This is a genomic window from Lachnoclostridium sp. An76, assembly GCF_002161355.1.
Taxonomy (GTDB): domain Bacteria; phylum Bacillota; class Clostridia; order Lachnospirales; family Lachnospiraceae; genus Mediterraneibacter; species Mediterraneibacter caccavium.
Genome location: NZ_NFHL01000005.1, coordinates 208,467 through 227,650, shown reverse-complemented (window position 1 = coordinate 227,650; position 19,184 = coordinate 208,467). Strand labels below are relative to the sequence as shown.

The following is a 19,184-nucleotide window of genomic DNA, read 5'->3' as shown; positions in this document are numbered from 1 at the left end:
AGTTGCTTCGCTTTGGGTGGCGGTAGAGCACCTCACTTTGTGCACAAGATCGGCAACCACCCGCGGCGAAGAGCCTTTTATTGCCATGCTCAGGGCATTTGATTAGTCTACTGACATCTGGTACAGTTCCCCAAACACTTCTGAATAGTCGGAAGGATTCAGGTCTTCTGAACAAGTGGCACCATACTTTTTGAAAACAAATTCAACTGCTTCAGCACCGTATTTCTTTTCAGCTTCAGCGGCTGTGTTTTCAATATTCATGAGCCAGTCTTCTTTACTGAGTTGACACATATTGGCTACCTTTTACCTTTCTATGCGTCAGCCGTCCTATGAGCTTCGGCATGGATTGATAAAGAAGGCTTGGCGACTTTCGGACACAGCTTGATCGGAACTGCTCATCGCCTGGTTGCTGCCTTCACCAATAAATTACGGCATTTTCCGATGAGATCCCATGACAAGGGACTTGGCATTGACTTGGCATACTTGGCAATTTCAGGTGATGGGGATTTGGCACTCAAGACAGGCAAAAGGTGTATGAGTATCAGTTGGAACAAGCAGTTTAGAGAAAACGGAAGCATGTACAGAGACACTAATTTTTAAAAATTTATTAATAGTGAATTGAAATTCTGTTTTGGCAAAACGGACTTGGAGATAAGTGATTTCAACTTGCGAAAAGTGGATTTTTATGATATGCTACTCAAGATAGGGATAGTATACATAGATTTAAGCTCTGGATTAGCGGAGGAAACCAAATGAAATTTAGCTATAGCAAACTATGGAAGATACTAATCGACAAGAAGATGATGAAGAAAGATTTGATGGCGAAAGCGACCATCACATCTTCTACTATGGCTAAGATGGGGAAGGATCAGCCGGTCAGCATGGAGGTTCTTGGCAGGATATGCGAAGCTCTGGACTGTAACTTCGGTGACATAGTGGACTACATCAAAGAATAATGTGGAGATTTGAAATATTCATGGGAAGGAGGAATCAGTGTGAAACGAATTTGCTTCGGTACATTTATTAAAGTACTGCTGTTGTGCAAAGATCCGTTGCAGGATGTAAAACAACATAAATTTGGTCAAACACTCATTTCCTCCGTTAATGAACTACACGGTCAGTATGTGGATGAAACTACAATCTCTAATTATGCAAGATGCGAAAGGTCGCTTGCCTCGGAGATAACAACAGCCACTGCATCCGCCAACAGGGACTATGTGGTGGACTATTTTGAGAAGAAAATTGTTCCTCAGCTTGACATAGAGACTCTTAAGAAGGGAATTTGTGCTTTTAAGGACATAATCCGCAATGATGATATCGAGGATCCTCTTTTTAAGAATCCGGATGTCACGAGAGAGCAGTGGCTTCGTAAGCTTGTATTTGTTCCTTCGGAAGTGCTGGCGGATCTGTTTTTGATTGCCGGTAAGGTAGAAAACCACTATGGGAAAGAATCGGTGGCATATATCGACAGAGCCTATATAGACTCTTTTGCGTCAGATGCTTCTAGTATTACCTTCAACGCCAGAGTGATTGCGCCTGATGTGATTCTGACAAAGACTCTTCAGGAGAAATATTTCTGCAGGGCCTTTATGCCTGTAGTAGATGGAAACCTACAGATAAAAGGACATAACCATATAAAAGCCTTCAGATACCGCATAGAGTCGAATAGATTCGACTATACGTGGTTGAGAAAGCTTTTGAATGCAAATATAGGCAGATATGTTTTTAACCGTGCTGAGATTGAGAAATATCTGAAGGATGATGTTGAGAGCCTGGGAATGGAGGCGGCTCAGTACGTAAGAGCACATGCCACAGGTAATGAACTGGGAGAGATGCTGATCTACGCCTTTCTGGAGGAAGTACTTAAAGCTCCCAAGCTTATGAGTGCTATTGAATTGAGTACAGAACATCGTTGCTCCGGAATTCATTTTTTAACGATTCCCGGATCAAATACAACGTATGAACTGGTTTACGGAGCATCAAACCTCCAAGGTAATCTTGAGCGTGCTGTGGATCAGGCGTTTGAGGTAATTGAAAAGCTGAGATCGGATCGTTTGTCCGGCATGGAGCTAGTTAATAGTGCAGAATTTAATAAGTCAATTGATATAACAACCGCACATCTAATCAAAAAAATTGTGATACCTGAAGATGGCGGCGATTCTGGTGCCGGTACTGCTTACGGTGTTTTCCTTGGATATACACTTGATCTGAATCCGGAAGACTTCAGCCGTGATGAATATACAAATGCGGTAGTTAAGAGGATTGAGCAGGACATTGAAAAAGCACTTGTACGAGTTCAGGAGAGAATAGCTGATCTTAAGATGGGCGCGGATTCTTTTTACATATATGTTCTTCCGTTTAATGATGCGGATAACGACAGGAGTTCTATTATGACTGAACTTATAGGGGGTACCGCTTGATGGAAATGACAACAATCGGTGCCGCTATCTATAAGGACATCGAACAAAATGAATATCTCAATAAGCTGTACGATAATTTGCTTTTCAACTATGGTTTGCAGCTTTTTGGGCTTAAAGATGTAAAAGCAAGGGAATTGAATGTTCGGGATCTGTTGCGATTTGCCGACATTCTGTCAAAGTCGGTTGATGCCGAAAAGGCTGAACAGCATAAGCTAATGGCGCAAGAAATCGTGGCTCTTCTTCATGCGCTTGACCCGGAGGATGAGCGGATACGATATTATTTAGGATCCGTCTTGACAAATGTTACAAATTTCAGAGGTATGAACATAAAGGCTGCGGATTATAGAAGCAGTGAGCTCTATGAGAGGTTGTTCACTCAGTTCAGCCAGGACTATTTGCGTATACCAGCAGCTCCCGACAAATACTTTTTCAAGGCGCAAAAAGAGATATACGACAAATTCTCTGCGAAGTTCCTGAGTTATTCCGCTCCGACATCGCTGGGCAAGTCCTATGTGATGAGGATGTACATAAAGGAGAAGATAGAAAAATACGGAGATGGCAATTTTACAATAGTAGTGCCTACTAAGGCTTTGATCAACGAAGTGACTGCCAACATAACAGAAGACTTGGGGAATATCCTGTATGAAAAGAACTACAGAATAGTTACCTCAGCTGGTGCAGTCGCACTTGAGGAAGAGCATAATTTCATCTTTGTCATGACACCGGAACGGTTGCTTTATCTTCTGATCCTCCTGCCGGATATGCCGATGGAATACTTATTCGTTGATGAGGCACATAAAATATCACAGAGAGATGATAGAAGTGCTTATTACTACAAGATCGTGGATATGCTGGCGAAAAGAGACCATGCGCCGCATATTATCTTTGCGTCTCCCAATATTCCTAATCCGGACATCTACCTGCAGCTTGTGACGGAAAAAGGAGAAGGAGAAAGCTTTACTCTTGCGACAAGGTTTTCTCCGGTCAATCAGGAAAAATTCCTGATCGATTGCAAAGGGCATGATCTCTATTCATATAACGAGAGTACACAAAAGCTCACAAAGCTTTCCTCTTTTGATCCGAACAAGGAATTGCTTGATTTTGTTCGAGAAATCGGAGAGGGAAAGCGGAACATTATATATTCAAACAATAAAGACAGGGTGATCGAATACGCTTTGGCATATGCTGATCCTTTGGATCCACTTCCGGATTTGGAGCTGCAACAGTTAGCTGAGGATATTCGAAATGAGGTTCACAGCTACTATTATCTGGCGGATATTATCACGAAGGGTGTTGCGTATCATATGGGATATCTGCCGGCAACCATCAGAGTGAGAATTGAACTGCTTTATAAAAAGGGTTCCATCAAGACGTTGTTCTGCACCAGCACATTGCTTGAAGGGGTAAATCTCCCTGCGGATAACCTATTTATCACAAGCCATAAAAACGGTGGCGATATGGGACCGGTGGATTTCAGGAACCTGATGGGACGCGTAGGAAGAATAGAGTTTAATTTGTACGGGAATGTATTCCTTGTTGCGATAAAGTGGCGGACGAATAAGGAAAAATTCTTGTCTTTGCTGAAGGAGGAAATAGAACCGCAGAAGCTGTCGCTTGTTACAGCTCTGAGCGATGAACAGAAAGAGAAGATTGTGAGAACGCTGGAAAGTGGCAATACAGAGCTTTTGAAAGAACCGGACCAGTCTCCAAACGAGTACTCTCTTATTCGTAAGTTCAGCAATATACTTTTGAAAGACATTGTGAATGAGCGACAAAGCAGAGTGAGAAAAGAGTTTGCAGAATATCTGAAGCCGGAAGTGGAGAAAAAGATCGTAGACCGATTCCGTGATACAGAGAATCCAATGGATGAAGATATCACGCTGTCAGTAGATCAAACCGAAAAACTTCAAGATAGAATCAGGGCGGGACTACATTATCCGTCAATCCATATTGGCGGAAAGGCAAACTATACCGAATTGTATAATTTCCTGGTTGAGTTATGCGAGATCTTCAAGTGGGAAACATACGAGATGGATACACTTGGCTATAGAAATAAAGAGAGCAATGACCTGACAAGACTGAAGCATTATGCGTTCGTGCTCAACCAGTGGGTATCCGGTATGCCCATAGAGAGAATGGTGGCTAATCAGATTGTGCAGAATGAGGAAATAAACAGACTGCATGAGGAGGATCCGATAAGAAATAAAAAGCAGGCCCTTGTTAAGTATCGGGGGCATTATGTTGTCTTTGAAAAAACACCGGAGCATGTAAATGCTCTTATTGGAAATATGCTGGAGGACATCGAGGATATTATCCTTTTCAGGATATCAAACTATTTCCTTAGGTTTTCCAAGGAATATAGAGCGGTGCACCTGGACGAGGCATTTATGGATTGGTATGAGTTTGTTGAGTACGGATCTACAGATCCTACCGCAATCTGGATTCAAAGAAACGGCTTCACGCGTGAGGCTGCGACATATATGACTGCCAAAGGAAGAGACTATGTTATTCGCACGAAAGATGGAAAACTTCGTATCAGAGGCGAACTTCTTGAAATTGAGAACCAGAGCATCAGAAGGGAAGCGGAGCAGATAAGGTATAACAGCCCAGAGATTTTTGTGTATCAACAATGACCAAGTCCGTTTTTTGGGACAGCATATAGAATAGAATGAAAGTGAAGGAGTGTAAGCTCCACAGAGACAAACAGTTGGAGGAAAGATAATGGACAACAAGAGCATAAAAAAATTGGAGGCAGACCTTTGGGAAGCTGCGGATCTATTACGTCAGGGATCTAAGCTCACTTCTCAGCAGTACTGTATGCCGGTACTGGGTTTGCTGTTCCTTAGATATGCATATAGCAGATTTAAGAAGGTGGAGGAAGAGATCCTGAAGGACAGACCTGTCAGGAATGGTCGCGTAATGCCTGTAGAAGCCTCCGACTTCGCGGAGAAGAGCGCTCTATATCTTCCGAAAGAAGCACAGTATTCATACCTTGTAAATTTGCCGGAAGATATCAAGGCAGCGAATATCGTTGCTGAAAACGGGCAGCAGATGAACAGTCTGGGAGAGGTCGTGAACCATGCGATGGAGCTGGTTGAGGCTCAGTCTGAACAGTTGGCCGGCGTTCTTCCGAAAGAATATACCAATTTTGCTGATGATCTGTTGGCAGAGTTGCTGCGTATCTTTAACAATAATGCTCTTGATGATGTGGGCGGCGATGTCATCGGACGCATCTATGAATATTTCCTCAGTAAGTTTGCTCCGGCAGTGGCATCTGATGACGGCGTATTCTTCACACCGAAGTCACTGGTAAAAATGATTGTTAATATTTTGGAACCGACTTCCGGTGTGCTGGCGGATATTGCTTGCGGCAGCGGTGGTATGTTCGTGCAATCCGGCGATTTCGTCAATAGTAAGGGAATGTCTGCTAATAAGGCTATGACGTTCTATGGGCAGGAGAAAGTAGAGTACAATGCTCAGCTCTGCCTTATGAATATGGCTGTTCATGGGCTGACCGGTGTTATCAAGTCTGGAAATGAAGCGAACACCTTCTATAATGATGCTCATAATCTTGTGGGTTGCTGTGATTACGTGATGGCAAATCCCCCCTTCAACGTGGACAAGGTAAAAGCAGAAGCTGCCCAGAATGCTGGAAGATTACCGTTCGGGTTGCCGGGCGTGAACAAGGCAAATGAGATCGGCAACGCAAACTATTTGTGGATCTCTTATTTCTATGCTTATCTAAACGAGACCGGAAGAGCCGGTTTTGTCATGGCTTCTTCAGCAACAGACAGTCAGGGAAAAGATAAGGATATCAGAGAACAACTGGTCAAGACCGGTCATGTGGATGTCATGATCAGCGTTGGTAATAATTTCTTCTACACAAAGAGCCTGCCTTGCAGTCTGTGGTTTTTCGACAAGGGAAAGGCAGAAGACCTTAAAGACAAGGTGCTGTTTATCGATGCCAGGAATTATTTCACGGTTGTAGATCGTACCCTCAATGAATGGAGCGACTGGCAGCTGAAAAACATGAATGCCATTGTGTGGCTGTATCGTGGAGAAACTGACAAGTATCGGCAGCTTATTGAGGAATACCATTCTGTTCTTGGAGAAGGTGATTTTGAGGAGATCCTTCATGCTCAGGAGGATCATATTAAAGAACTGAGAAGTGAGGCTAAGGCCGATGCGGACTCTGCTGCCAAGAAGGACAAGAAAAGGATCCAGGCTGAGTTTGATGAGAAGATTGCCGAACAGGAAGAACAGCTCACGATAGCCAAAGAGGCCGTATGGCTTTACAGCAAATTCGGTGATGGAGAGTATCAGGATGTTCCGGGATTCTGCAAGATTTCTACTCAGACTGAAATTGAAGAAAAAAGCTGGTCCTTGACTCCGGGAGCATATGTTGGTGTTGCTCCAATCGAGGATGACGGTGTTGATTTCCATGAGCGTATGGGTGAAATCCATGAAGAATTGTTGAAACTTCAGGAAGAAAGCAATCAGCTGATGGATACCATCTCACAGAACATGAAGGAGATGGGATTATGAAGAATTGGGAAAGTGTAAAGCTTGGGGACCTTTATGAGGTCCATAACGGACTGTCAAAAGGCGGTAAGTTTTTTGGCAGCGGATATCCATTTCTTACGTTTTCAACTGTGTTCAATAACTATTTTCTGCCGGAAGAATTAACTGATTTCGTGCAATCCACAGAAAAAGAGCGTGAGAGCTATTCCATCCTGCGTGGAGACGTATTCGTTACAAGGACAAGTGAAACATCCGATGAATTAGGAATGAGTTGTGTTGCGCTAAAGGATTATCCAAACGCCACTTATAACGGTTTCACAAAAAGGATGAGACCGATCACTGACAGAGTACTTCCGGAGTATATTGGATACTATATGCGGATGCCAAGCTTCAGGGGTGAGTTTCAAGCCTTCTCAACAATGACAACACGAGCGAGCCTGAAGAATGAAGATCTTCTGAGTCTCGAAGTGAAGCTTCCAGAGATTGGTGAGCAAAAGAAAATTGCGGGAATTCTATCAGCGTATGATGCATTGATTTTGAACAATCAAAAGCAGATCAAATTACTGGAGGAAGCGGCACAGAGACTTTATAAGGAATGGTTTGTGGATCTTCGTTTTCCAGGACACGAGAATACAGAGATCCTTGATGGTATTCCTGCTGGTTGGAGAATTGAAGAAGTGGGAAAACTTATTGGTAAGGTCCCACGAACTACGCAAATAATGACTGCCAACTACCATAAGTCGGGCAAAATACCGATCATAGATCAAAGCAAGACATTTATCGCGGGATATACAGACGATGAGACTGCATTGGTTGATCTAGGAGAACCAGTTATAGTATTCGGCGACCATACCAGAATTCTAAAGTATATTCAGTTCCCATTTGCCAAAGGGGCAGATGGAACTCAACTCATTGTTAGCGCAAATAAGAATATGCCGCAATCGCTACTTTATTGTGGACTTGTAAATATTGACTTATCAAATTATCACTATGCCAGACATTTTAAATATTTGAAAGCAGAATCATTACTGGTGCCGATAATTGATATAGCTAAACAATTTGATGAGTATGCAGGTGACTTGTTTAAAAGAATACAGGTTTTGCGCGATGAGATTTCAAGTGCAACTGAAGCCAGAGATCGTCTGCTCCCAAAGCTGATGTCAGGTGAAATAGAACTGTGAGGTCAGTATAATCCTCAGAAACGATTACAAGGAGGGCATCCCTTATGAAATATGAATACTCCGAAAATGTTTTAGTCCAGGACAGCGCGGCAGCTCTTATGCATGATGAGCTGGGGTGGGATGTCGTCTTTGCCTATAATCAGGAAGTGTTGGGGGAGAACGGTACTCTTGGCAGGAAGGATTATCATGAAATTATTCTGTGGAGATATTTTAACCAGGCTCTGAAAAAACTGAATCCGTGGATTACGGATGCACAGATCACAGAGGCAAGGCAAACGCTTTCGTCATACCTATCGTCAGCATCATTGCTTCAGATCAACGAAGAGAAGTATTTCATGATCCGTGATGGTATTCCTGTAACAGTTAAAAAGCCAAACGGAAAGACAGAAGAAAAGAAGGCCATTGTAATCGACTTTAATGATCCTGATAATAATCATTTCCTTGCTGTTAAGGAACTGAAGATTCACGGAGATCTTTACCGTAGACGGACAGATATCGTTGGCTTTGTAAATGGCCTGCCGCTTTTGTTCATAGAACTGAAGCGGAATGATGTTGATGTGGAGAATGCTTATACAGATAACTACACAGATTACCAAGATACCATCCCGTTTCTGTTCTATTATAACGCCTTCCTTATGCTTTCCAACGGTATGGAGGCGAAGGTTGGAACACTAGGCAGCAAATATGAATTCTTTCATGAGTGGAAGCGTCTGTCCGAGGACGATGAAGGTAGCGTGGCGCTGGAAACCATGCTCCGTGGTATTTGCAAGAAGGAGAATTTCCTTGATCTGTATGAGAACTTTATTCTTTATGATCATTCCGATGGAAAGACTGTAAAGATTCTGGCAAGGAACCATCAGTATCTGGGAGTAAATGAAGCAGTGAAGGCATATGGAGAACGCCAGCTTCGTGAAGGTAAGCTGGGCGTTTTCTGGCACACGCAGGGATCGGGCAAGAGCTATTCTATGCTGTTCCTTTCACAGAAGATCCGCAGGAAATTCCCTGGATCTCCGACGATTGTTGTATTGACAGACCGTGATGAGCTGAACAAGCAGATCTGCGGTACCTTTGAGGCTTGCGGTCTTCTTGGTAAGACAGAAGGCAAGAAATTTATGGCGACAAGCGGAACGGATCTTGTTAATAAACTGAAGGGCAATCCGAGCTTTATATTCACACTGATCCAGAAGTTTAATAAGCCGGATGAGCCGCCGATCTATCCCGATCATGATATCCTCATCATTTCGGATGAGGCCCACCGTAGCCAGTATGGAGTATTCGCTGATAATATTGAAAAGCTGCTTCCTACAGCATCTCGCATCGGATTTACCGGAACACCGCTGTTATCCTCCAATGAGATTACGGCCAGGACATTCGGTGGCTATATTTCCGTATACGACTTTAAGCGCGCTGTAGAAGATAAGGCTACGGTTCCGCTTTATTACGAAAACCGTGGCGATAAGATAAAGGAGATCAAGAATCCGGACATCACGGATAAGATTCTGGATGCCATTGAAGAAGCCGATCTGAATCCGGATCAGGCTGAAAAGGTAATGCACGAATTTGAGAAGGAAGTACATCTTCTGACAGCAGAGCCACGTCTGCGGGCAATCGCAAAGGATTTTGTCGGGCATTACAGTGATCTGTGGACTACAGGAAAGGCTATGTTCGTCTGCCTGAATAAGGTCACGTGTGTCCGTATGTACAACTTCGTACAGGAATACTGGCAGGAGGAAATCAAAGCACTTGAACAGAAGATTGCAAGTACCGTTTCTGATCAGGAGCAGATGGAACTGTCCAGGAAGCTGAAATGGATGAAAGACACCGAAATGTGTGTGGTCATAAGTCAGGAGCAGAATGAGATCCAGACCTTTAAGAAGTGGGATCTGGATATTCTGCCGCATAGGACAAAAATGGAGAAGCGGGAACTTGATAAGGAATTCAAGGATTCCGACAGCAATTTCCGTGTTGTTTTCGTTTGTGCGATGTGGCTGACCGGTTTTGATGTTAAGTCATTGTCTTGTCTTTATCTGGATAAGCCTCTGAAGGCACATACATTGATGCAGACAATCGCCAGAGCAAACCGTGTCGCAGCCGGCAAGAGCAACGGTCTCATCATCGATTATATAGGTATTGTCGGAGCCTTGAAGAAGGCGCTGAATGATTATACAGCAAATAAGAACGGGCGGAACGCAATCGATCCGACCGTCAATAAAGAAGAACTGATTCAGCAAATCATAAGAGCTGCCGCAGATGCAAAGCAACTGCTGGCAGGGCATGATTTTGACCTGGATGCGCTGATCAAGGCTGAGAATTTTAAGAAAATGGCTTTGCTTAAGGATGGGGCAGAAGCAATGTGCTCTGATCCGGATACTAAGAAATCATTTGATACATACGCGAATGAGATCAGCAGACTTGTTAAGTATCTTGATCGTAATGATGTTACTCAGGATGTCCGTGATCAGACGGATGCTATCTGCGCTATTTTCCGGGAGATGCAGAAGAAGCGCAAACATATTGATACGACAGATCTGATGGTGGAAATCAACCACATCATCAATGAAAATGTGGAGATCGAGCATCAGGAGGGCGAAGGCCTGGTGGAATCCCGCCGCTTTGATATAAGTCAGATTGATTTTGATCTGCTGGCAGCAGAGTTCGCAAAGGTGAAGAGAAAGAATCTGATGATTAAAGACCTAAATGATCTGGTTCAGGAGCGCTTATCAAAGATGATGGCGGTGAATCCTTCACGCGTTGATTATTATGTCCGCTATATGGGAATCATCGAAACCTATAATGCGGAGCAGGATCGGACAACCATAGAGAAGACCTTTATGGAGCTGATGGATCTGGCAAAGAGTATGTCAGAGGAAGAGCAGAGATATGCCCGTGAAGGGTTCTCCAGTGATGAGGAGCTGTCGATTTATGACCTGCTTTTCTCAGAGAATCTGTCGAAGAGCGATATAGATAAGATCAAGAAGATGTCCAAAGACCTGCTTCAGAAAATAAAAGAGAGAATCGCCGGTATGGATCACTGGACAGATAAGCAGGAGACCAGGGCAGCAGTTGATGTTCTGATCAGAAATGTGCTTTATGAAGAGATTCCGGACAGTATGTTTGATCGGCTGGAAGCATACCGGAAGGCTATATACGAACATATTTATACGCACTATAAGCAGGCGGCGTAATCAATAACTGTTAGGAGGGCTATATCAATGCCGGAGATTTTTAGTAACACAACGCTGACGGTGAATCAGCTGATCGAAAAGATTGATACAGGAGAACTGGGGCTCCCGGAGCTTCAGAGGCCTTTTATTTGGAAGGATACAAAGGTTCGTGATCTTTTTGATTCAATGATGCGCGGGTATCCGATAGGATACTTAATGCTCTGGGAATGCCCGACACTTGAAAAGAAAAAATCCATTGGCGTAGATGCTCACAGTTATGACTCTCCTAAGGAAGTTATTATTGATGGCCAGCAGCGCTTGACATCTCTTTATGCAGTAATAAAGGGTAAGAAGGTCATTAATTCAAAGTTTGATGAAAAGGCAATCATCATTTCTTATTGCCCGCTGGAGAATAAGTTTGAGGTTGGTACCAATGCGACTAAAAGAGATCCGGAGTGGATATACAACATAAGTGAGCTGTTTACAACCAGCAATGCTTTTAAGTATACCGGAGATTTTATCCAAGCGCTTAAGAATTATCGTGAATCGAAGGAAGGAACACTGACGGATGATGAGCAGGCGGTGATTGCCGATCATATTAATGGTGTGTTCAACCTCAAATCACATACACTCCCGATTTTCAGTATTAAGTCGAATGCGGAAGAGGAAGATGTTTCAGAAATATTTGTACGAGTGAATTCTGGTGGAGTACCGCTGAAGCAGAATGACTTCATTTTAACCTTGCTTTCGCTGTATTGGGATGAAGGCCGGAGAGAGATCGAAGCTTTCAGCAAGGAATCCACCGCACCTGCAAAGGGAAAGACGACGTCCTACAACCAGCTTACAGTTGTGAATCCACAGGACATTGTTCGAGTGGTTATTGCGTATGCTTTTGACAGAGCCCGTCTGAAATATGGATACAAGTTGCTTCGTGGTGCAGACTTTGATAAGAAGGGTGCCGTAGATGAGGATCTCCGCATTGAAAGATTCGATACATTAAAGGCAAAGCTTCCGGACGTTCTGGATGTCCATACATGGCATGAGTTCTTGAAAGCAATAATGAATGCTGGATACTTATCGGGCGATATGATTCTTTCCGGAAATGCAATCTACTATACATATGCCCTGTATCTGATAGCGAAGCACCGCTTCGATGCGTCATACAACGACAATATGCATCTTACGTCATTGTGGTTCTTCTATGCTTCATTGATTTCGCTGTATACCGGATCGTTCGAGTCTACAGTGGAAAGTCACTTGAACAGCATAAAGGAACTGAAGACTCTGGATGAGTATAAGCGTTTTATTCTTTCCAGAGTAAATGAAAGACTTACCAATGATTACTTTGATATTACGCTGCTTGGATCTGAGGGTCTGGCCGTATCTGGTAGAGGAAACAATGCATGGAATGCATATGTCGCCTCTCTGAATATTATGAATGCAAAGATCCTGTTCTCAAAGAGCAGCCTGTTGGTATCAAAGTTGTTTGAGCCGGGCACGGACGGGAACAGAAAATCTCTGGAAAAGCATCATCTTTTCCCAAAGGCATACCTGCGTTCTCAGGGGTATAAAGATTCCATGATAAACCAGATGGCGAATTATGCCTTCATAGATTGGAAAGATAACATGGATATTCTGGATGATGCACCGTCAATCTACTATCCGATTGTGTGCGCCGGTCGCTCAGAGGAAGAGATACTTCAGATGGAGAAAGAAAATGCGCTTCCGCACGGATGGGAGAAAATGAAGTATGAAGATTTCCTTGTAGAGAGAAGAAAGTTGATGGCTGCAAGGATTAAGGAAGCATTCGAGCAATTAAGGAAGAATGCAGAGTAAAGGATCGATTTATGAGTGATATGTTTGATGGCGCAAAACGAATAGGAGAAGACATCGTCTTTGATGATCTTGTCGATTTTTCTGCCGGGGATGAAGTGGCTTCCTCGGTTATTCGTGATGCTTCATCAGAGGGGACCGCAACACAGGCTGGATTACAAACGAGAAGTCTTCAATCGGCTATATCATCATAGAGCAGCTGCAGGGTATCATAATCACCGGCTTTTACAATAGCTCTGGCCTCTGCGAGATCCGACATGTGGTTCTGCGGAAGGTTCTGCAACTGTATCAGCCTGCCTGCCCACCTGCCGGAGCGGTTGGCTCCATAGAACTGAAACATACCGTGGGCTCTGCCGTCTTTGCAGACAGCATTCTGCATGGCCTGGTATTTCTTCACGGAGGATTTTGCCAGCTGCAGGCGGAGTCGGAGGGCCTCTTCCACCTGACCGCCGGTATCATTGATCAGCTTTGCCACATCCTTCTTTCCGAGTGATTCTGCTTCCACACCGTTTTCAGAGAGCCAGGCTTTCATCTGCATCACACTGTTCGGGTTCTCTACGCCGGTGATATCCTGCATTGTTTCGGAGAGGGCAGCCTTTGAGCGTTCATCAAAGGTGATGGCGTTCTCCACCACATCCATATCCAGGGCGATACCTCTGTCGTTGATCTCCTGATCGAGATGCCTGCCTCTTATTCTGTGAGTTTATCAGATGTGGAGGCAGACAGCGGCGGCGTGACGGAAGCGGGAACCACACAGAGAGATGTTGTAAGAGAAGGTGTGGTTCAGATCGGCGTGACTTTCCGGGTATCGAAAAAGTGGCTGAATAAGTTTTCGGCATATAAGAAGTTGGCCAGTATTACGGTCGGATACCTGGACATGGAGACCATGAACATCGTGAACACGCAGATGTATATTGACGGGTATCAGGTGAAGCTGGTCAGTGATACAAGCTATGGGAGCTTGTGGGAGGTGTCCTTCACGCTGAAAGAGTTTTGAGGAGGGCGGCTATGTATCCAGTGAGCAATGCCTTCCTTGATGCAGTGAAGGCGAATACAAGAAAATATTACTGGACGGGCAGGATCACTACGACTGCCGGAACGGTTTATGAGTTTGATCAGGAAGATATGGTCAAGGGAAGCGGGTATATCACAAGCCAGTGCTGCGGTTCCACAGAGATCGAACTGGGAACGGTGTATGCTGCGGAGATGGGGATATCGCTTTTTTCCGAGATCAACCGGTATACGCTGGAAGATGCGAAGGTGGAACTTTTCTATCATCTGCAGGTGGCTGCCGGTTCCTATGAGAGAATCCCTATGGGAATCTTTGAGGTGTCGGAGGCGAACAGGAAAGCGAAGTGCCTGGAGATCAAAGCCTATGATTACATGGTGCGGTTTGAGAAGGCTTTTACTTCTCTGGAATCCATCGGTAACGCTTATGATTTCATGGTGCTCTGCAGCACGGCTTGTGAGGTGACGCTGGCTCAGGACAGGACAACGATTGAGGCGATGCCGAATGGAACGGAGAATCTGTCCATCTATTCTGATAATGATATTGAGACTTACCGCGATGTACTGTTCTATGTGGGACAGGTGCTTGGCGGTTTTTTCGTGATCAACAGAGCCGGGGAACTGGAACTTCGGAAGTATGGGAATACGCCGGTGCTGACGGTGGAGAGAAAGCATCGGTTCACTTCCAGCTTTTCGGACTTCATCACGAGATATACAGCGGTCAGCTCTACAAACCTTCGGACACAGATTGCGGAATATTACGCTCTGGATCCGGATGACGGGCTGACCATGAATCTGGGAGTGAATCCTTTGCTACAGTTTGGTCTGGAAGAGACCAGGCGGCAGCTCTGTGAGAATATCCTGAATGATCTGGCTGTCGTGAACTATGTGCCGTTTGATTCAGATACTATCGGGAATCCGGCACTGGATGTGCTGGATTACATCACAGGGGTCATGTGCGCGGTGGCAGATAAGAAACTGTCGAGCGCCGTAGGCTTCAAGGGGATCTGCAGGAAGGTTCTGATCTTTGCGCTGGTAGGAATCGGGCATCTGCTGGATACGCACATTTTCGGAGAAGCCGGTGTGCTCAGAACAAGGCGGCATCATAAGAAGAGACATAACCAATAATTTGATAAAAGCACCCTGGGCGTTCTTCTCCTTTCCGCCTGGGGTGTTTTTGAAAGGTGACGTATAGGATGCGGACCGGCTGACACTGGAGAAGACAGGGCAGGCGCTGGGTGTGAACCGGGAGAGGGTGCGGCAGCTTGAAAGCAAGGCGTTTCGGATTCTGCGGCAGCCTCACAGATGCCGGAAGTTCCGGGCGTACTTTGAGGAATACCTCTCAGCTGCTCCAATCCATCACGTAGGAGTGCGGCGGTTCAATGAGACATGGACGAGTGAAGTGGAGCAGGAAACCTTCAGGTGGGCAGAAAAGGAGTTGGGATATATTTGATGAAGAACCATGAAGGGTATCACGACCCAACGGCAGGAAAGGCGATCAGGCGGGCTCACAGGGCAAAGCGCCGGCGCAGGGGTAGCGAAACGCGGCCTTTGACGTACCTGATCGGGGAAGCGCAGGGGTTTCTGGTGATACTGAAATAGATATTGTGTGCTGTCTGCGCTTATGGTAGTATATGGACAGGGAAACCGAAGCTGGGCGGCTTACCCTCTGATCTTTTCGGAGGGGCGAACCCTCCAGACGAAAGAAAGGAGGGCGATGCCAATGAATGTTACATATTCGGATTTATTCCAGTTGTTGCTTTTCATTGTCGCCCTTGTCAGTCTGTGTTATCAGATTTTCAGGGGAAAGAAATAGCCGCCAACTACTGCGAATAGTTGACGGCTGATGTTGAAAAACATTTAGCTTAAATTGTTCGAGGGTAAGCCGCTTACGGTTTCCCTTTTCTATTCACAATATAGCATATCCGGCGGTAATGTTCAAGGAAAATCTGACGGTAGGCATTGCCTATAGGGCAATCGCAAGGTGGTGCAAAAATTAGTTGGCGTGCAATAAAACTGTTGATAGATAAGACGGATAATCTGGAAGAACATATCAAGGAGCTTCCTGTATAATTCAAATATAGGGAATCCCATGAAAGGTGGTTGAGAAAAAAAGATACCTCAGAGTAAAATAAGATTTGCTGACTTTGAGCGGTTAGTAAAATCTTATAAAACAGAGAGGTATCTGAAATGAAGTATAACACACAAAACGCAAAAATTGCATCTATTACGGAAGAAACTTTAGTCCTTGGGATTGATGTCGGAAGTGAAACTCATTACGTAAGGGCATTCGACTGGCGTAATTATGAATTTTCTGATACACCGTTGGCGTTCAGTAATGATGAAGCCGGATTCCTGACATTCATGGCATGGGTTGAGGATATCAAGGAGAAAGCCGGTAAAACTGCTGTAATCCCCGGAATGGAACCAACAGGACATTACTGGTTCAATCTTGGGAAGTTCCTGCAGGACAGCGGAATGAGACCGGTTCATGTGAATCCGCACCATGTAAAAAAATCGAAGGAGATGGACGACAATAATCCCGACAAGAATGACCGTAAAGATCCAAAGACTATCGCTGCATTGGTAAATGAAGGACGCTTTTCCTATCCCTATATTCCAACAGGGGTTTACGCAGAAATCCGAAGCCTTTCCAATCTGCGCTTTCAGACACAGGAAGAGATTACAAGGATCCGGAACCGGATCGCACGATGGATCAGCATCTATTTTCCTGAATATAAAGACGTTTATGGGAAACTGGATGCAGTAAGCGGGATGATGGTGCTTAAGGAGGCTCCGCTTCCGGTGCAGATAAAAGAACTGGGAGCAGAAGGAATCAATCAGATCTGGCGGAACGCAAAGCTGAGGGGCGCCGGGATGAAGAGGGCAAAGACCCTGTTATCGGCAGCGGAGCACAGCGTTGGGAGCCAGGAAGCACCAGAAGCGGCAAGTATGGAGATCCGGAACCTGTTGGAGGACTATGAGAAGTACAGCAGCCGCATGGATGACCTGATGGCTAAAATAGAAGCAAAGATCAAAGAAGTCCCCTATGTAGATAAACTTCTTGAGATCAAAGGGATCGGACTGAAAACGGTATGCGGATTTATCGCAGAGGTCGGCGATCTGAGCAGGTTTGATGATCCAAAGCAGCTGCAGAAACTGGCAGGATATGCGATCGTAAAGAACAGCTCCGGGAAGCATGCGGGGGAAAGCCATATCAGTTACCGTGGACGGAAGAGACTGAGATATGTGCTGTATGAAGCAGCGATATCTGTAATAGGGAAAAATGGCGAATTCAGGGAGATCCATCGGTATTATCAAACAAGAGAGAAAAACCCCCTGAAGAAGATGCAGTCGGTGATAGCGGTAGCATGTAAAGTTCTTCGAGTCTTCTATGCCATACTGACAAAAGGTGTAGATTACGATGGAGAAAAGATGCTGGGAGATATCAGGAGACCCGCGGTGAGTGTCCAGGCTGCATAAGAAGATAAGCTGACCGAAGGAAGACTGACGTGGTTGAAGTGAGCAGTCAGATATAAAGAGAACTGTCTGCTGACCTCAGCCACGCCGGGAAGAAAACGGATGACTGAAAGAACTGTTGAGAAGCAGAAGAAAAGGCAGAACGTGGGAGGGAAACGTCCGCTGGGAACAGCGCTGTCACGGGAAGCAAGTCAGTAAATGTTATGATTACAAAGAAGGAGCTAGTAGTCGGCAGGAATATTTTCCATAGGGCAAGACCCAGGCAAGGAGCTAAGCTGACACCCTGGTTATGGGCAGGCGGAACGAAGGAAGTGAGGACCAGTACAGAAATGTACAGAGATCCTGGTAGACACGGGAGGTGCGCCGCCATAGATGGATGGGTATATACAAGGCCATGTAAAACGGAAAAATAGAGACGTTTTATTTCGTATACCTATAACCATCTATTTTCGTACCAGATACAGAAAAATGCTCATGATCGAGGCTCATTCATCTGAGATAGAAACTTAGAAATCCCTTGATTTTAAGGGAAAAAACACTTGACTAAATAGGGAGGATAATGATGGGATTTTGATGGATCAATCTGCCTGGAGCAGTCATTGTTATTGTGATGAATCAAACAGAAAATGGACAGACTAAAATAGAGGTGAAATTTGAAAATGAGCCAGCATATTATTGTGACAGATTATGATCCGTCATGGAGAAAAAAATTTGAGGAAGAATCTTTACTGATCCGGGATATTCTTGCGGATAACTGCATCGCGGTCTATCACATAGGAAGTACATCTGTACCGGGCCTGGCGGCAAAGCCTGTTATCGATATTTTGGCTGTGGTCAGGAGCCTTGAAAAGACGGATGGGGCGGCGGAAAAGTTCGCTGAAACAGGTTATGAATATTGCGGGGAGTTCGGGATAGCAGGGAGGCGGTATCTCCGCAAAGGCGGGGATGAGCGGACGCATCAGATCCATATCTTCCAGGCAGACGACTGGGGGAATATAGGGAGGCATCTCGCGTTCCGGGACTACATGCGCACCCATGAAAAAGAGCGGAACCAGTATGCGAAAATGAAAAAGGCTCTTGCGCAGAAGTTCCCCTGGGACATTGACGGATATTGCGATGGAAAAGAAAATTTTGTGCGGGAGATGGAAGCGCTTGCCCTTTCCGAATATGATGGTTCATGGGACAGATTATATATTTCCGCGGGAAACGTGCAGTGTGAGAGAACGATTTCCCCAACGATCGAGGCTGGCAGTGTCTCAGCTGCCCTCCTCACAGAAAAAGGGAATATCTATGTCGGAGTTTGTATTGATACAGCCTGTTCTCTCGGCATGTGCGCGGAGAGAAATGCAATTGCTTCCATGATCACAAACGGAGAAAACAGGATCACAAAAATAGCCGTTGTCTCAGCAGATGGAAATGTGGTCATGCCCTGCGGATCCTGCCGGGAATTGATGATGCAAATGGATGAAAATGCAGGGGAAATCGAAGTTTTGTGCGATTATCAGGCAAAAAAGACCGCAAGGCTGAAGACGTTACTGCCGGATTGGTGGCGGTAATTTCTGTGTATTAATTCAGGA

At 45.0% G+C, this 19,184-nt stretch carries 13 protein-coding genes and 3 pseudogenes; 14 read left to right on the top strand and 2 right to left on the bottom strand.

Features of this window, described 5'->3' with window-relative positions; genetic code table 11:
- Positions 1 to 102: 102 nt before the first annotated feature.
- Positions 103 to 261 (bottom strand): hypothetical protein, encoded by a 159-nt coding sequence (locus B5G27_RS16040; RefSeq protein WP_162611234.1) that lies wholly within the window; start codon positions 259 to 261, stop codon positions 103 to 105.
- Between the two features lie 491 nt (positions 262 to 752).
- Between B5G27_RS16040 and B5G27_RS10970 the strand changes: the two genes are divergently transcribed.
- From B5G27_RS10970 to B5G27_RS15860, 8 genes are all read left to right on the top strand, one after another.
- Positions 753 to 956, top strand: coding sequence for a helix-turn-helix domain-containing protein (locus B5G27_RS10970; RefSeq protein WP_087178905.1), 204 nt, complete (start codon positions 753 to 755; stop codon positions 954 to 956).
- Between the two features lie 39 nt (positions 957 to 995).
- Positions 996 to 2,420 carry a HamA C-terminal domain-containing protein gene (locus B5G27_RS10965; protein WP_087178904.1) on the top strand — a complete coding sequence of 475 codons (1,425 nt, stop codon included), beginning with the start codon at positions 996 to 998 and terminating at the stop codon, positions 2,418 to 2,420.
- Positions 2,420 to 5,053: a DEAD/DEAH box helicase gene (locus B5G27_RS10960; RefSeq protein ID WP_087178903.1), complete on the top strand. Its 2,634-nt coding sequence runs from the start codon at positions 2,420 to 2,422 to the stop codon at positions 5,051 to 5,053. The genes B5G27_RS10965 and B5G27_RS10960 overlap by 1 nt, the downstream gene beginning before the upstream one ends.
- 88 nt (positions 5,054 to 5,141) lie before the next feature.
- Positions 5,142 to 6,965, top strand: coding sequence for a class I SAM-dependent DNA methyltransferase (locus tag B5G27_RS10955; RefSeq protein WP_087178902.1), 1,824 nt, complete (start codon positions 5,142 to 5,144; stop codon positions 6,963 to 6,965).
- On the top strand, positions 6,962 to 8,122 hold the full coding sequence (locus tag B5G27_RS10950) for a restriction endonuclease subunit S (protein WP_087178901.1): 1,161 nt from the start codon (positions 6,962 to 6,964) through the stop codon (positions 8,120 to 8,122). The genes B5G27_RS10955 and B5G27_RS10950 overlap by 4 nt, the downstream gene beginning before the upstream one ends.
- A 44-nt stretch (positions 8,123 to 8,166) precedes the next feature.
- On the top strand, positions 8,167 to 11,307 hold the full coding sequence (locus B5G27_RS10945; RefSeq protein WP_087178900.1) for a type I restriction endonuclease subunit R: 3,141 nt from the start codon (positions 8,167 to 8,169) through the stop codon (positions 11,305 to 11,307).
- Between the two features lie 27 nt (positions 11,308 to 11,334).
- On the top strand, positions 11,335 to 13,122 hold the full coding sequence (locus B5G27_RS10940; RefSeq protein ID WP_087178899.1) for a GmrSD restriction endonuclease domain-containing protein: 1,788 nt from the start codon (positions 11,335 to 11,337) through the stop codon (positions 13,120 to 13,122).
- 11 nt (positions 13,123 to 13,133) lie between these two features.
- Entirely contained in the window at positions 13,134 to 13,313 is a 180-nt protein-coding gene (locus tag B5G27_RS15860) for a hypothetical protein (RefSeq protein WP_143449699.1), read from the top strand.
- Here B5G27_RS15860 and B5G27_RS10935 read toward each other — a convergent pair.
- A pseudogene (locus B5G27_RS10935) lies at positions 13,295 to 13,801 on the bottom strand (hypothetical protein); the annotation flags it as partial. The gene B5G27_RS15860 and the pseudogene B5G27_RS10935 overlap by 19 nt on opposite strands.
- A gap of 30 nt (positions 13,802 to 13,831) precedes the next feature.
- On the opposite strand from B5G27_RS10935, the gene B5G27_RS10930 reads away from it, so the two are divergent.
- From B5G27_RS10930 to B5G27_RS16780, 6 genes and pseudogenes are all read left to right on the top strand, one after another.
- The gene (locus B5G27_RS10930; RefSeq protein ID WP_156885080.1) at positions 13,832 to 14,116 is read left to right on the top strand and encodes a hypothetical protein; all 285 of its coding nucleotides are present in this window, start codon (positions 13,832 to 13,834) and stop codon (positions 14,114 to 14,116) included.
- A gap of 11 nt (positions 14,117 to 14,127) precedes the next feature.
- A pseudogene (locus B5G27_RS16925) lies at positions 14,128 to 15,075 on the top strand (hypothetical protein); the annotation flags it as partial.
- A pseudogene (locus tag B5G27_RS17080) lies at positions 15,058 to 15,222 on the top strand (phage holin family protein); the annotation flags it as partial. The pseudogenes B5G27_RS16925 and B5G27_RS17080, both read left to right, overlap by 18 nt.
- Before the next feature lie 112 nt (positions 15,223 to 15,334).
- Complete coding sequence (locus B5G27_RS16920) at positions 15,335 to 15,580, top strand: sigma factor-like helix-turn-helix DNA-binding protein (RefSeq protein ID WP_087178897.1); 246 nt, start codon at positions 15,335 to 15,337, stop codon at positions 15,578 to 15,580.
- 737 nt (positions 15,581 to 16,317) lie between these two features.
- Complete coding sequence (locus tag B5G27_RS10910) at positions 16,318 to 17,610, top strand: IS110 family transposase (protein ID WP_087178074.1); 1,293 nt, start codon at positions 16,318 to 16,320, stop codon at positions 17,608 to 17,610.
- A 656-nt stretch (positions 17,611 to 18,266) separates the two neighbouring features.
- Positions 18,267 to 19,163, top strand: a complete 897-nt coding sequence (locus tag B5G27_RS16780; protein ID WP_087178896.1) for a GrpB family protein — start codon at positions 18,267 to 18,269, stop codon at positions 19,161 to 19,163.
- Positions 19,164 to 19,184: the final 21 nt, after the last annotated feature.

Bases quoted from the DNA above. Each gene is read 5' to 3' on its own strand.
- B5G27_RS16040 (WP_162611234.1), bottom strand. From the start codon at position 261: ATGAATATTGAAAACACAGCCGCTGAAGCTGAAAAGAAATACGGTGCT.
- B5G27_RS10970 (WP_087178905.1), top strand. From the start codon at position 753: ATGAAATTTAGCTATAGCAAACTATGGAAGATACTAATCGACAAGAAG.
- B5G27_RS10960 (WP_087178903.1), top strand. From the start codon at position 2,420: ATGGAAATGACAACAATCGGTGCCGCTATCTATAAGGACATCGAACAA.
- B5G27_RS10955 (WP_087178902.1), top strand. From the start codon at position 5,142: ATGGACAACAAGAGCATAAAAAAATTGGAGGCAGACCTTTGGGAAGCT.
- B5G27_RS10950 (WP_087178901.1), top strand. From the start codon at position 6,962: ATGAAGAATTGGGAAAGTGTAAAGCTTGGGGACCTTTATGAGGTCCAT.
- B5G27_RS10945 (WP_087178900.1), top strand. From the start codon at position 8,167: ATGAAATATGAATACTCCGAAAATGTTTTAGTCCAGGACAGCGCGGCA.
- B5G27_RS10940 (WP_087178899.1), top strand. From the start codon at position 11,335: ATGCCGGAGATTTTTAGTAACACAACGCTGACGGTGAATCAGCTGATC.
- B5G27_RS15860 (WP_143449699.1), top strand. From the start codon at position 13,134: ATGAGTGATATGTTTGATGGCGCAAAACGAATAGGAGAAGACATCGTC.
- B5G27_RS10910 (WP_087178074.1), top strand. From the start codon at position 16,318: ATGAAGTATAACACACAAAACGCAAAAATTGCATCTATTACGGAAGAA.
- B5G27_RS16780 (WP_087178896.1), top strand. From the start codon at position 18,267: ATGAGCCAGCATATTATTGTGACAGATTATGATCCGTCATGGAGAAAA.